We start from the raw sequence: 14,760 nt of genomic DNA, 5'->3' as shown, positions 1-14,760 counted from the left end.
CTGTTAAACAAGGTGATGAAGGGTTCTATCAATTTCTCTTTTAATCGGCATTTTTTGTATTCAGTGTCACAGTATATTGATCGAAATTAATACTGACCTTATTAGTCTGATTGGGGGCGATCTTCATCGATGCTTTCCATTGTGCGGTATCGAGGTTGCGAAATGCCGCGAAGATAGCCAAATAACGAGCTTCAGGTTTGCTTTCCAAACTTAAATTCCGGATTGTATCAGGTTGAAGTTCCAGTTCCTTCCGAAAGATAATGTCTTGGCCCAGCAGGGCTGTGTCATTGTCGTAAATAGCGAAAAAGTCGCTGGTATTGAATTTATCGATTGCCTCGAATTGGTATATTCTAACAACCAAGGGCGATGCGCGGCCTTCAATATCGGGATTTAGAAGTTTGCCTGCTTGTAGTTTTAGCTCGAGTATTGTAGGGTCCGGTGTCGGTGCAATCACTTCCTCCTTGGTAGAGCATGCCGCAGTGTTGAGTAGCAATGCGCTTAATAATAGAGTCCGCCATTGCGTTTTTAGGCGTGAGAGATCAATTCGATTGTTTTTATTCATGGTTTTGTATTGACGATTCAAGCCTAGGTAGGCGCTATACACTGATTACTTTTGAAGTCTAGCTGCAAATTTATAATTCGGTCAACTTTCGAGTTGTTCATGAAGCGGTTCTAAGTTTTTGGAGTGTTCCCGGTGTTATATTTGTTTCAACTCAATTTTCGGCATTGGCACTAAGAGTTATGTCGGGATTTTTTACAGTTATTCAGCTAAACAAGTTGCATGACGATTATAGGTAATAGAAAAATAACGGATATTATTTTATGGCTTTAAAATTGCTTTTCATGATTTTATCAAAGACGAGAGATTGACATGAGTTGGCTATTAAGGCTACTTGCCGTAATTCTATTTTTTTCCTCGCCGTTATTTGCAGCCGAAGTTGCGGACGATCATCCTAGCGGAATTCGTAAAATGGCGATGGTTTACGAGCACGGCCGCGGCGTGAAAAAAAATTATCGGAAAGCTTACGAACTGTATTGTAAGGCGGCATTAATGTCGGATGTCGAATCGGCTTACCATTTGGGTTTTATTTATTTCAATGGCCGAGGAGTGTCGAGAAATTTATCGGTAGCGCTTTATTGGTTCAGGTTGGCGGCAAAAGGGGGGGATCCTTATGCCAGGCGCATGGTGATCAAATTTAAAGATATCAAGCCGACGAAAGATTCCGGTTGTCGTCGCCCTGAACCCGAGTTAACGATAACTACCGAGCAGCATGCAAACCCCAACCGCCAAATCGTTAAATCGTGGGTCGAAAAAATTGCTCCGAATTACGGTATCGATCCTGAGCTGGTAATGGCGGTTATTCAGGCCGAATCGGCCTTTAATCCCGGCGCATTGTCGAACAAAAATGCTCAAGGCTTGATGCAATTGATTCCGGCAACCGCTGAAAGATTCGGTGTCAAAGATACTTTCAATCCTATTGAGAACATCAAGGGCGGTACGGCTTATCTGCATTGGCTGATGCGGCATTTTAACGGCAATGTGGAGTGGGTTTTGGCGGCTTACAATGCCGGCGAGGGTGCTGTCGAACGCTATAAAGGTGTACCTCCTTATCGAGAAACGCAAAATTACGTTAAAACGATACTTAAGAAATATCCTAATAGAACACATCCTATTCCAGGTGAACATTCCCAACAAATAGATGCTTCATGAAAATTTTCATGCAATTTAGGATTTCGCAATAAATAACATCCTAGAACTATCAGCTTTGTTTTGTTGAGGATTCGGCAATCTTTGCCGAGCCCCCCTGCGCCTCCTTAGGCATCGCCGGAATTTGCAGTGCGAAAGTTATAAACTGCCGGTCTCACTTCCTTCCATGAATTTTACTTGAATCTGCGGTCTTTCATCCGTCTCGTGGCGCAATCATTCTTGAAACCGGTTAAAATAGGCCGTTTATTAGCCGTTCATTCGAACTGGAATACGAATCGAAAAGATTTGTTAAGTCGAAAGGGCGTTATAAAACCACTCCGGAAAACCTGTGAATCAATCGAAAAAACAACAAGAGAAAACATTGCAGATGGCTGTTTTGATGACGCCGGACATGGCCAATTTTTCCGGCGTCGTGCATGGCGGTTCGTTATTAAAATTGCTCGATCAGGCCGCTTATGCTTGTGCGGCACGTTATAGTAAAAACTACGTTGTAACGGCATCGTTAGATCAAGTTTTTTTTAAGGAAAAAATTCAGGTCGGCGAGTTGGTGACTTTATCTGCACATGTCAATTATGTCGGGCGGTCTTCAATGGAAATCGGCATCAAAGTGGTTGCCGAGAATTTACGCACGCAAGAAAAAAGACATACCAATTCTTCTTATTTTACGATGGTGGCGGTCGATGAGAATGGCAAACCGGTGCCTGTTCCGCCATTGACCATAGAAAGCGAATTGGAGCAGAAACTATACGATGCTGCGTTGATGCGCAAAAAAATGCGCCAGGAAATCATGGAAAAACATATGGCACTACATGTCGACTTACCAAAGGACGATCTTTAATTTATGGGTATTCAGGAAAACTTCGAACAACTTCCGTTAAAGGAATTTACCGAAAAGGCATATCTCGATTATTCGATGTATGTGATTTTGGATCGCGCCTTGCCGCATATTGGCGATGGCCTCAAGCCGGTGCAGCGACGCATCGTTTATGCAATGTCGGAGTTGGGGCTGACTGCGGCGGCAAAATATAAAAAATCGGCACGAACGGTCGGTGACGTGCTCGGTAAATACCATCCGCATGGCGACTCGGCCTGTTATGAAGCGATGGTGTTGATGGCTCAGGATTTTTCCTATCGTTATCCGTTGATCGATGGTCAGGGGAACTGGGGTTCGCCGGACGATCCGAAATCGTTTGCCGCGATGCGCTATACCGAATCGCGTTTGACGCCTTACGCACAAACCTTGCTAAGCGAACTGGGGCAGGGGACCGTCGATTGGACCGACAACTTTGACGGTACGATGAAGGAACCGGTATTGTTACCGGCGCGTTTACCGAATGTATTGTTGAACGGCACAATGGGTATCGCGGTAGGCATGGCGACCGATATTCCGCCGCATAATCTTAGAGAAGTGGCGGCGGCATGCGTGCAATTGCTGGACGATCCCGATACGCCGTTGGAAAGATTGTTCGACCATATCAAGGGTCCTGATTATCCCACTCACGCCGAGATCATTACACCCGTCGAAGAGCTACGAAAGATGTATGCATCCGGCAACGGTTCGGTCAAAATGCGTGCCCGTTATGAACTGGAAGACGGTAATATCGTTATTACCGCCCTGCCGCATCAAGTGTCAGGGGCCAAATTGCTCGAACAAATCGCAGCGCAAATGAATGCGAAAAAATTGCCGATGATCGATGATTTGCGAGACGAATCCGATCATGAAAATCCGACGCGCTTGGTCGTGATGCCGAAATCCAAACGCATCGATGTCGAGGCGGTGATGTCGCATTTGTTCGCGACGACCGATTTGGAGAAAAATTTTCGCGTAAATTTAAATATGATCGGCCTAGACGGTAGGCCTCAAGTCAAAAATCTTAGAACGATATTGACTGAATGGCTGATCTTCCGAACCGAAACGGTTAGGCGCAGGTTGCAATACCGGTTAGACAAGGTCTTGGCTCGTTTGCATATCCTTGAGGGATTATTGATCGCTTATCTCAATATCGACGAAGTCATTGCGATTATTCGGTACGAGGATAAACCGAAACCGGTGCTGATGGAGCGCTTCGGTATCAGCGATCTTCAGGCCGAAGCGATCTTGGAATTGAAACTGCGGCATTTGGCTAAATTGGAGGAAATGAAAATTAAAGGCGAGCAAGCAGAGCTCGAAAAAGAGCGGCAAGCTTTGGAAAAAACCTTGGGTTCGAAAGCTTTGCTTAATCGTTTGATCAAAAAAGAAATTCAAGTCGATGCCGAAAAGTTTGGTGACGAGCGGCGTTCGCCGATTATTGAGAGAGGATCGGCAAAGGCGCTAAACAGCACGGAACTGATCGCGAATGAGCCGGTTACGGTGATATTGTCTGAAAAAGGCTGGATTCGTGCCGCGAAAGGTCATGATATCGATGTTGAAGGCTTGAGTTACCGTTCCGGAGACGGTTTCCTACATGCGGTCAAGACCCGCACGACTCAGCCGGTTTATGTATTGGATTCGACTGGGCGCGTTTATGTAACCGCGAGCCATGACTTGCCTTCGGCGCGCAGTCAGGGCGAACCGCTGACCGGTCGATTCAATCCGCCTGCAGGTTCCTTATTTATTGGTTTACTAGCCGGAGATCCGGATGATTGGTATGTGCTGGCCGGATCTACCGGTTACGGCTTCAGGGTGCAATTGAAGGATTTGTTCAGCAAGAATAAAGCCGGTAAAACGGTTGTTACCTTACCGGTGGGCGCGAAGGCTTTGTTGCCGGTTAGAGTGCATTGCGATAGCGACTTGCTAGCGATTGCGACACTTCAGGGTAGGTTGTTGATTTTTCCGGTCAATGAGTTGCCGGATTTGACGCGGGGTAAAGGCAATAAACTAATTCAAATTCCGACGAGCGATTTGGCCGACGGCAGTGATGCTGTTATGGCATTGGCTGTGATTTCCGAGCAAAGCGAATTGAAGCTCATTTCCGGAAAACGCACGCTGACGCTAAAAGCAGCCGATATCGAGCATTACAGAGGAGCCCGAGCGAAGCGAGGATTACATTTACCGCGCGGCTTTCAAAAAGTCGACGGTTTTGTAGTCGAGTAAGTTTATTATCGCGCGGAGGCGCAGGGGTGCGAGGAGTTTATTCGTTTTTCATCGTTCCCACGCAGAACCGCTCATCGTTATACATAAATGGTAGGGTACGCTCCGCGTACCTCCATGCCGTTGAGCCCCGAATTCCTGCCCAGATCAAACAATAAGGGCTAAGTTTTAGCATTGGTGGGGTTGCAATAGTACGCATAGCGTACCCTACGGCGCTATACCTTTCGCACTTCAAATTTCGGCAGTGCCTGAGGAGGCGCCGGGGTGCTCGGCAAAGGCTTTGCCAGCATGGAGCTGGCATAGAGCCTACAGGGACGTATTTACGGCGTCCTTTGAAGTGCACCCCGGCGCCGAATTTTGATCTACGATGGGTATAGATTGCAGTGTCGTCCGGAAAGGCTATTGGTGTTTGAGTGGAGCGGCTTCGATAGTCGCGACGTAGGCGTCGCTCCCACAGCGCTTGTAACCTTTTGTGGGAGCGATCCCCTGATCGCGATTTCGAAACCGGGAGCGTTAGGTGACAACAAACGGTATCGAGGTCACATTAGCTAAGATGGTATCTACGATGGGTATATCATCTCTGCGCTCCAGAGCGTCTCCGTGCGAGATCAAAAGAGTTAGCTATGCGCCTGTTCGGCGGCAATGACGGTATTGGCGACCAGCATCGTGATCGTCATCGGACCGACGCCGCCCGGCACCGGCGTGATGTAACCGGCGACTTCCTTAACGCTTTCGAAATCCACATCGCCGACCAATTTACCGTCCTCGAGCCTGTTGATGCCGACATCGATGACAGCCGCGCCGGGTTTGACCATGTCGGCGGTAATCAAATTAGGTTTGCCGGTTGCGACGACCAGAATGTCGGCTAACGAGGTGAATTGCTTCAGATCACGAGTTTTCGAGGTACAAATACTGACCGTCGCATTTTTTTGCAGCAACATCAGCGCCATCGGTTTGCCGACGATGTTGCTGCGCCCGACGATAACGGCATTTTGGCCTTCGATCGGGATGTCGCAATATTCAAGCAGGCATTGCACTCCATAGGGTGTGCAGGGTGGAAATATCGTATTGCCGGCCATCAATGCGCCTAGGTTATACAAATGAAAGCCGTCCACGTCCTTATCGGCGTTGATGGTTTCGAGAACTTTGTTGACGTCGATATGATCGGGTAGCGGCAATTGTACAAGTATGCCGTGGATCGAAGAGTTGTCATTAAGGCGTTCGATAGCCGATAGCAATAAGGCTTCGCTGATATCTTCGGGTAGGTCGATCAATTCGGAATAAATGCCGACTTCGTGACAGGCTTTGATTTTATTGCGCACATAGACTTGCGAGGCAGGATTGTCACCGACAATGATGACGGCTAGGCCCGGGAGCACGCCTTTTTCTTTGAGTTGAGCTACGCGTTGTTTCCATTTTTTGCGGACCTCTAATGCGACCGCTTTACCATCGATGATTTTTGCACTCATGATTTAATTGTTTATGTTGTAAATATTATCGGTAAGCATAAGGAAGAACGTGCAAGAACGCAAACGCTCCACTACCGGCGGCGTATCGTTTTTCAATGCCATTAATCGCCCAAAACGATGTTGTATTTACCGAGCAGGGAATAAAGCGTAGGGCGTGTAATGCCTAATAGTTTTGCCGCATTAGAAACGTTATGGTTCGAGAAATTCAGTGCTCTTTTTATCGCAAGCGTTTCGGCAGCTTCCCGAACTTCTTTTAAGTTAAGCGGCAGTGCGTCATGGTTTTCGCCGTCCATTTCGAGGTCGTTTAACGTTATCAGCGATTCCTCCGCCATGATGACCGCGCGTTTAATTTTATTTTCCAATTGGCGAATATTTCCCGGCCATTCATAAGTTTCGATGGCTTGAGCGGCTTCTTTGGTAAATCCCTTAATCGATTTTTTATGTTGGTCGTTAAATTTTCTCAATAAGGCGGTTGCGATGATGAGAGCATCTCCTTCGCGTTCTCTGAGCGGAGGAATATTGATGGTCATTTCACTGATACGATAATACAAGTCTTCTCGAAATGCATTTTGTTGAATCAGGTTTTGAATATTTTGGTGGGTTGCGCAGATAATGCGAACATCGACCGGTATCTCGCCGCGCCCGCCCAAGCGCTCAATGGTTCGCTCCTGAATGAAGCGTAATAATTTCGATTGTAGATTGAATGGGAGATCGCCTATTTCGTCGAGAAAAAAAGTGCCTCCGTCGGCATATTCTATTTTGCCTTTGGTTTGTTTGACGGCGCCGGTGAATGCCCCTTTTTCATAACCGAATAATTCACTTTCCAATAGGTTTTCGGGAATGGCCGCGCAATTGACCGGTACGAAAGGTTTTTTAGCCCGGTCGCTGAGGTCGTGAATCGCTCTGGCAAAAACTTCTTTACCGGTTCCGCTCTCGCCGAGTAATAAAGTAGTGATTTGCATCGGAGCGATTTTTTCCACGGTTCTGGAAATTTCCTGCATTTTTTTACAGGCCGCGATAATGCCGTTCAACGGTTCATGATTTTTTTGCTGAAGTTTTGCGTTTTCATTTTCCAGCGAGGTCAAATGAAAGGCGCGCTGAATGATCGTATTTAAGACATCGAGATCGACCGGTTTCTGGTAAAAGTCGTAGGCCCCTAACGCGATGGCTTGGAGAGCGTTGTCTCTATCGTCATTGCCGGTTACGACAATGACTTTAGTATTTGGGGCCAGTTGCAGTATTTCTTTTAAGGTTTCGAGTCCTTCACTAGCGTTGGTCGGATCGGGCGGCAGGCCTAAGTCCAGCGTCACAACACTCGGTTGATAACGCCTCAATGCGGTAATGGCCTCCGGTCTATCGCCGGCTATGACGATCTTGTATTTTTCGAAACCCCATTTGAATTGTTTTTGCAAACCGGGGTCGTCTTCCACTATGAGTAAAATACTGTCGTCGCTCATTTCTCGCCTTTTAATATTGCTCGGGTCATATCAAGTTGAACGTTCGTTTCGGCGCTAGTTTGAGTCGGCTGCTTGTGCCGTTTATAAAGCGGCAAGGTGATCGTAAAAGTTGTTCCTATACCGGCCGCGCTTTTAACATCGATCGTCCCCGAATGTTTTAAAACGTAATCTCGAGCTTCGTAAACACCGATACCCATACCCGCATTGCCTTTTGTCGTATCGAAAGGCTTAAACAACCTTTCGGCAATAAACTTATTATCCATTCCGGCGCCGCTATCGATAATTTTGATGATTGCTCGGTCAGCGTTTTGTGTTAACTCCAATTTAACAAAGCCATCGTCATCGGTTGCTTCTTGAGCGTTTTGTATTAGATGCCCGAGAACGGCTGTTATTTTAGCTTGTTCGCCTTGAACTTCGAAGTCTTGGTTAATATCTGAGACAATTTCCAAGGTCGGACGATTGCTTGATTGTTGTTGTGCGACATCTTGGATGATTTGATTTAAGTTAAGTACGGCTTGGGTTTCGGATTGAATATTGCCTTTTTTCAATTGGTCGATGATGTGTTGCATTTTTGTGACGACATTTTGCAACGTATCGATGGAGTCTTCAATGAATTCGGGATTATGTTTATGTTTTTCTGCATTTTTAACAATCATCGCAACTTGCGCGATCAGATTTTTTAAATCGTGTACTACGAATGCGGATAGCCTGCTGTAGGCTTCGAATTGTCGAGCACGGGACAATTCGTCAAGCGTTTGGTTTAAGGCTAGAGCATTACTCAACTGGAATCCGACAGTCTTTAATAAGTCGAGATCCTCCCAGTTAAGTGCCCTGGGGACACGCGCTTGGGTAAGGACAACGAAGGCTTCTAATGAGTTTAGCCTATAGAGCGGGATAATGAGCCAAATTTTGTTGTCGTCGAAATTCCACTTCGACAAATCAATGTCGTCGTATAGATCCGGGTTGTCAATGTATTGCACGAAATCGATGACCCATTGCTTGTCGGCTAAGAATCGAATAAAAGGTTCGTCTTTACCAAATAATTGTTCCGGTTCGAAGCCTAAGTGTTTGTGTTCTGCTAAATAAAAATCGCCTTGTTCGTTTTTTAGCCAAAGCCCTCCACCGGAACTCTCTACTAAATCGGCCATGGTTTTAATAATGAGCCCCGCCAATTCGCTGACCGAATTCAATTGCGCGAGGGTTTTACTAAGCTTGATCCATTCTTCTCGATAATCATAGCGATATTCAAGAAAATGTTTACTCAAATTAACTTTGACTAACGCTCTAATTTTTCCGGAAATAAAAAGAACGATCAGCAATAAAATCGCTAAAAAAATAAAGGTAAATTGAGCGACTTCCCCCCAATTGCCGCCATAGTCACGTATATAAAATCCGGCAACTGACATCAGGACCAAGTATAATCCGGAGCCGAATAGAACAGTGGTATGAAAAACGATTTTTCTTGAAACGGTCAATTCGGTGTCTTTTTCTTGTAAACGCAGCATGGAAACCGCGAGCATAGGCGCTATTATGGCATTGATAATTCCCCGCGAACTCCATATCGCCGAATCCAACGAAAAAAACAGTAATGATTTGCTGTATAGAATAAAGTCGACTATAAACAAAGCGCCAAGACCTACGCATAAGAATTTTATCGACCAACGTTGATCGGAAAATGCGTTGCGATAAATTTGCTCAATCAACATTAGGCCGACAATTGCAAAAATGACATGGATAAATAAGCGCAAGTCCCTTTGCAGGAATTGGTTGATGGCTTGTAGTAAGCCTGAATTGACTTCGTAAAGAAACACGAGAGTTGTGCTAAACAAGATCAATAGGACATTTTTCGATCTAAAAAAAATCGATAAGCGTTCTCCCTTGCGTTGTTTGAAGCTTATAAAGCAAAGAAAAATCAGCCAAGCTCCATTGCGTAAAGTTTCGAATGGTAGTGCATCGGAACTGAAATAGAACTGATCTTGCAGGGTAAACGTTGTGTAGCCTAACCAAATCAAGGAAAGAACAATTGCCAGAAAGAAGGGCACGAAATAAGGGCTTTTTTTTATGCTTATTAATGCAAATGGAATTAACAAGGCATAACTGGTCGTAGCGGTAAGGTAATTGTAAAAGCTGTAATTTTCCAGAGTGTCCATGTTATTCGTAGCGGTCAGAGAAGGTTAAGAGCCGATGTAAAATCGGCTAAATCTCAATTTCAATGGTAAGGTTTGAGATGAAGTCTGTATTGAATGATACGGGTTTGTGCTTTAATGACCAATAGATCATGCGTGGTTGATATACCCTTTGCTGGTCAAATTTCGGCGCCGGGGTGTCCGTCAAAGGACGCCGTGAATACGTCCATGTAGGCTCTGTGACAGCATCCCTGCTGTCAAAGCCTTTGCCGAACACCCCGGCGCCTCCATGCGTCAATGCCGAAATTTGAAGTGCGATGGGTATAAATAGACATATTGAGGTTGAGGAGTCTCCGGTACGGGACTTGGGATCCAAATTAATAGGGTTGTTTATGCCTATTTGCTCTCCTCATACTGAAAAATCGTTCAAGTTTGTTGACGGTACGAGAGGCGTGTCTGTGGAGGAATTTGGCTCCTAAATTATCCAAACTCGCCCGGATTTGATCTTAGAAAAAGCATTTCACCATGAAATACATGAAGAATAGAGGTTAATTCAATAGGTTGCTGTGCATTTGCGAAATACTTTTGCTCTCCGGAAAGGTTGCTCAAAATTTATGGATAGCCTCTTAAAATGTTGTATAAACTTCATTTGCTTCATTGCTAAACTGCCGATTTAAGCACTAGATAAACCCGTCTATAGGGTCCACTTTAAGAATTCGCTTTGGGAGTAGCAATAAATGTCTATTAGGCTCTAAACTATTTTCCGCCAAACAAAGTAACTAAAATTTCCTATGAAGGTTTAGCGACAATGCTGATAAGAATTATTAAGAATTTTACTGTTGTTCTATGTTTTTCGCTGTTAACGGCCTGTAGTTCGCCTGAAGAAATCGCGATGGATAGTCAAGCGAAAGGAATTGAACTTTATAATCGAGGTGAATACGCGAAGGCCGAATTAGAGTTAAAAAGCGCAATTCAGCAGGATGCTACTGTCGGCGATGCTTATTACTATCTCGCGCTGGTGAATGAAAAAAATAGGAATTTTAAAAGCATGAAAGATAACTTGATTGAAGCAATCAAGTTAAAGCCTGAGAATCTAGATGCCAAACTACGCTTAGGCAAGGTTTTATTGCTGCTGAATGAAGCCGAAAATGCACTGATTCAAGTTAAGGAAATTTTAGAGCAGGATGCCAATAATGTGGATGCAAAAACCTTGGAGGCATCGATTCTTATCAGGCAAAAAAAAATGTCTGAAGCGTTGCCGATTTTGGACGAGGTGCTAAAGCAAGATCCAATGCATAATGATGCGTTGTCGTTAAAAGCGGCTTTATTGATGGAGGATCAAAATTTTGACGAAGCGCTTTCGTTGATTGAGCCGGCTATCGAGTCGGATCGCGATAATTTGTCATTGCGGTTATTGAAAATCAAAATTGACGCTCAAAATAAAGATATCGATGCTGTCATAGCCGATTATCAAGATCTCATCAGAATTTTTCCGGAAAAGGATGAGCTAAAGTACGCGTTGGCTAAGATCTATTCCGCAGCTAAAAAGAATCAAGAGGCTGAGCGAATGTAATCGTTTAGCCCCCCATCACTAAAAAAGTAGCATCTCCCGTTAAAACATGAAAAGCTATAGGACATGACGTTGAGCGACCGAGACCTTAGCCAAATGGACACGGACTATCTGGATGATTTGCCGGAGGGTGAGTTGCGTCCATTGAGTAAGCAACTGTTGGCGGATCTCAAAGAAGCCCGAGAACGACTCAAACAATCCCCGGATACGAGTTCGCGTCCGCCGTCATCCCGGGAGCCTTGGCAATCGAATCAATCCAGCGCCGAACCGTCGGAAGAAGCGCCGGCAACGGACGACTTGTCGGCACTGGATTCGTCTGAGTCTTCGTCAGATGACTTACCTAGCCAGGACTCGGCAACACCTCCGGCGGCGACCGGTGATAGCGGAAAGCCTAAAAAAGCCGGGCGCCAAGTCGGTAGCCCAGGCTATAGCCGCAACCTGACCTTACCGGTGACACGGACAATTGAGCATCGCCCGGATTGCTGCGCCGCGTGTAGGCAATCGTTTGCCGACAACACCGACTACCGACCCTGGAACGCCCGGTTCGAACTGGAGCTTGAAATCGGCAACGCCGAATCGCCGAAATTACAAATCGAACATAGCCGACATGACTACTTCTCGGCGACCTGTCCCTGCGGTCATCAAACCCGCGCCGAGCCCGGGCGAGGCGCCGACGAAGATGGCTGGAGCGTAGCCCTGAGCGAATGGCATCTGTGCGGCCCTCGGTTGGTTAGCTTTTTGGTTTATCTCTCATTGTCCCTACGGGCATCGCGCAGCAGAATCCAAGCCTATTTGCGCGATTGGCTGGGGATCGACCTCAGCACCAGCACCATCAATCAATGCATTCATGAAGCGGGACGTGCCGTTGCGCCGGTCGTCGACGAGCAGTTGATCGCGGAACTCAAGGCCGCCGGCCTCTTACATATCGATGAAACACCCTGGAAAGAAGCCGGGCAGTTATTTTGGCTCTGGGTCTTTGTCAGCGCACAGACGGTGATTTATCAAGTGGGCAAACGCCATCGTCTCGTCGTGAACCAGCTCTTAGGGGAAGCGTTTTGCGGCTTACTGATGACCGACGGCTACAGCGTCTATCGCATCTTTCCTAGGCGCTTGCGCTGTTGGGCGCACTTGGTGCGCAAGGCCCGAGCACTGTATCAGTGCTTGGATAGCGAAGGACAAGCTTTCGGCGAAGCCTTGTTATTGGCCATGATCCTGTTGATGCGCAACATCCACCGACTCCGCGAATCGCCGCCGGATGCCGAATCCTTATGGGCGCAGAATCAACAGTTGCTGACCTTGCTGCGCTCGCTCTGCGAGACGCACCGAGACATCGCGCATGTTGACAGCCGACAATTAGCCGGCGAATTTCTCAACGATTGGGAGGCCATCGTGCGCGTGGTCGAAACGCCGGCGCATCCATTGACCAACAACGTGGCGGAACGCAGTTTGCGGCACTGGGTATTGCTGCGCAAAATCACCTTCGGTTCGCGGACGGCACAAGGCAGTCGCGTGGTTGCCTTGCTGGCGAGCGTGATTGATACCGCGCGTTTGAGAGACCTGAATCCTTGGGAGTTTATTGCTCAAACACTGGCCGAACGCCGTAAAAACCAACCCGTCCCTCGTTTGCCTATGCCGGTTTTGGCGTGATAGGAACAGGGGGGGGCTAAACGATTACGAGCGAATTCTGACCGAATTGGTCGACCAGCGACCTAATGATGTTCAACAAAAGCTGATTTTATTGGGTTTTATCTATCAAACAGACAGGAATAGAACGGACGAAGTTTTACAAGGCTTTATAAAAAAGAGTCAAGAAACCCCCAAGCACTTGCTGGAATTAGCAAAATGGACTTTGATGGTCAACAACGTAAGTGCTGCGAAACAGCAATTAAAAGAAATTGCCGATAATAAAAACTTTAAACCCGATGTTCGTACCGAAGCCGATTTATTATTGGCGAATATTTATTTTGAGCAAGGAGATTATAAGGCTACCTCAGAAGCGGTTCAGGCTATCTTGAATAAAAATCCAAATCAAATCGGCGCAAAAATCCTTAAAGCGAAAGTGTTGATTCAAGATGGTCAGTTCGAGGAAGCTTCTGCATTATTAAATACAGTGCTCTGGGACATGCCGAATTCCGACGAGGCGATCGTATTAATGGGCAATATTTTTTTACAGCAGGGCGAGTTAGATAAAGCCCAAAAGAACTTTAAAGAAGCACTCGATATTAATCCTGCTAATTTACAGGCCTTATTCCCAGTTGTTGATAAAGCGGTCAAGGAAAATCATCTCGATTATGCGGCACAATTGCTTACAAAAGCATTAGCTAGAATGCCCAATCAGGTTTCGGTATTAAATAAATTAGTGCAGATCAAGATGGTTCAAAGAGATTGGGAGACGGCCGAAGAGTTGATTTCAGCAATGGAGTCGCAACCCAAGTCTATATTCCTGGCTAAGTTTTTAAGAGGCAAGCTATATCAAGAGCAAGGCGACTGTAGCAAAGCCATACCTTTATTCAAAGAAACCCTGTCGAGATATCCGGCTCAAGCCGATAGTCTAACGGAAATGGCTCGTTGTCACGAGATGCTGAAGCAGCGTCCCAAAATGCTTACCTATCTGAATGATTTAATTAAGGATAGCCCGGCAAATATTTCCGCCATTGTGTTGAAAAGCAAGTTGTTGACGTTGGATCGCAAATTTGACGATGCCGTTACCTTGTTAACAAAAGCGATAGACGATTATCCGAATTCGGTCTCGCTGTATTCTGAATTAGCCCGGGCTTACTCACAAAAAAATCAAATAAAAGATGCGCTGAGAATTTATCAACTTGGTTTGGAACGTAATCCAGAGAGTCTTGAGCTTTCTATGTTGCTAGCTGCAACTTATGTTGATCAAAAAAAGTACGATGAAGCGGTTGCGATTTATTATCAAGTCATAGAAAAAAGTCCAAAGCTAGATATCGCTAGGAATAATTTGGCGGCTATTCTATTGGATCATTATGGGCAGCCGGATGATATTGAGAAAGCCGTACAAATAGTTCAGCGGTTTAAGTACAGCGATCAACCTTATTTTATCGATACCTACGCATGGGCTGAATTTAAGGCTGGACGATTAAATCAGGCTTTGTCGATTTTGCAAAAGGTTATCGTTGCCGCTCCTGATGTGCCGGTGTTTAGGTATCATTTGGCATCGGTATATCATGCTCTCGGGAACAAATCCGCAGCATTGTCGGAGTTGAGGCAAGTGATGGAACTTGCAAAATCTAATCAATTCGATCAACTCGATGATGCAAAGAAACTGATGAGGCAATTATCCGGGAAATCCGAATAGCGAAAATAAGTAGCATGTCACTACAAAGTTATATT

General features: G+C 45.9%; 10 protein-coding genes. 6 read left to right on the top strand and 4 right to left on the bottom strand.

The window, feature by feature from the left end; all coding sequences use genetic code 11:
- Positions 1-40: 40 nt before the first annotated feature.
- Positions 41-562, bottom strand: coding sequence for a type VI secretion system lipoprotein TssJ (gene tssJ / locus METBU_RS23785; RefSeq protein WP_017840293.1), 522 nt, complete (start codon positions 560-562; stop codon positions 41-43).
- A 309-nt stretch (positions 563-871) separates the two neighbouring features.
- Here tssJ and METBU_RS0108935 point away from each other — a divergent pair, with 309 nt between their 5' ends.
- The 3 genes from METBU_RS0108935 to parC all read left to right on the top strand — a co-directional run bounded on the left by METBU_RS0108935 (position 872) and on the right by parC (position 4,781).
- The gene (locus tag METBU_RS0108935; protein ID WP_017840292.1) at positions 872-1,711 is read left to right on the top strand and encodes a transglycosylase SLT domain-containing protein; all 840 of its coding nucleotides are present in this window, start codon (positions 872-874) and stop codon (positions 1,709-1,711) included.
- Positions 1,712-2,036: 325 nt separating this feature from the next.
- Positions 2,037-2,546 (top strand): acyl-CoA thioesterase, encoded by a 510-nt coding sequence (locus METBU_RS0108930; protein WP_014147899.1) that lies wholly within the window; start codon positions 2,037-2,039, stop codon positions 2,544-2,546.
- 3 nt (positions 2,547-2,549) lie between these two features.
- Positions 2,550-4,781, top strand: coding sequence for a DNA topoisomerase IV subunit A (gene parC / locus METBU_RS0108925; protein ID WP_017840291.1), 2,232 nt, complete (start codon positions 2,550-2,552; stop codon positions 4,779-4,781).
- Positions 4,782-5,395: 614 nt separating this feature from the next.
- Here parC and folD read toward each other — a convergent pair.
- From folD to prsK, 3 genes are all read right to left on the bottom strand, one after another.
- Complete coding sequence (gene folD, locus METBU_RS0108920) at positions 5,396-6,247, bottom strand: bifunctional methylenetetrahydrofolate dehydrogenase/methenyltetrahydrofolate cyclohydrolase FolD (protein WP_017840290.1); 852 nt, start codon at positions 6,245-6,247, stop codon at positions 5,396-5,398.
- Between the two features lie 101 nt (positions 6,248-6,348).
- Positions 6,349-7,704 (bottom strand): PEP-CTERM-box response regulator transcription factor, encoded by a 1,356-nt coding sequence (gene prsR, locus METBU_RS0108915; RefSeq protein WP_017840289.1) that lies wholly within the window; start codon positions 7,702-7,704, stop codon positions 6,349-6,351.
- Positions 7,701-9,854: an XrtA/PEP-CTERM system histidine kinase PrsK gene (gene prsK, locus METBU_RS23780; protein ID WP_017840288.1), complete on the bottom strand. Its 2,154-nt coding sequence runs from the start codon at positions 9,852-9,854 to the stop codon at positions 7,701-7,703. The genes prsR and prsK overlap by 4 nt, the downstream gene beginning before the upstream one ends.
- Before the next feature lie 784 nt (positions 9,855-10,638).
- Here prsK and METBU_RS0108905 point away from each other — a divergent pair.
- The 3 genes from METBU_RS0108905 to METBU_RS0108895 all read left to right on the top strand — a co-directional run bounded on the left by METBU_RS0108905 (position 10,639) and on the right by METBU_RS0108895 (position 14,725).
- Entirely contained in the window at positions 10,639-11,403 is a 765-nt protein-coding gene (locus tag METBU_RS0108905; RefSeq protein WP_083877681.1) for a tetratricopeptide repeat protein, read from the top strand.
- Positions 11,404-11,496: 93 nt separating this feature from the next.
- On the top strand, positions 11,497-13,047 hold the full coding sequence (tnpC, locus tag METBU_RS0108900; protein WP_017840287.1) for an IS66 family transposase: 1,551 nt from the start codon (positions 11,497-11,499) through the stop codon (positions 13,045-13,047).
- Between the two features lie 91 nt (positions 13,048-13,138).
- Positions 13,139-14,725, top strand: a complete 1,587-nt coding sequence (locus METBU_RS0108895) for a tetratricopeptide repeat protein (RefSeq protein ID WP_144053579.1) — start codon at positions 13,139-13,141, stop codon at positions 14,723-14,725.
- Positions 14,726-14,760 lie beyond the last annotated feature (35 nt).

This window comes from Methylotuvimicrobium buryatense 5G (assembly GCF_000341735.1).
In the GTDB taxonomy this organism is placed as follows: Bacteria; Pseudomonadota; Gammaproteobacteria; order Methylococcales; family Methylomonadaceae; genus Methylotuvimicrobium; species Methylotuvimicrobium buryatense.
Note: the sequence above shows the minus strand (reverse complement) of the source record. Positions and strands in the feature narration are given on the sequence as shown.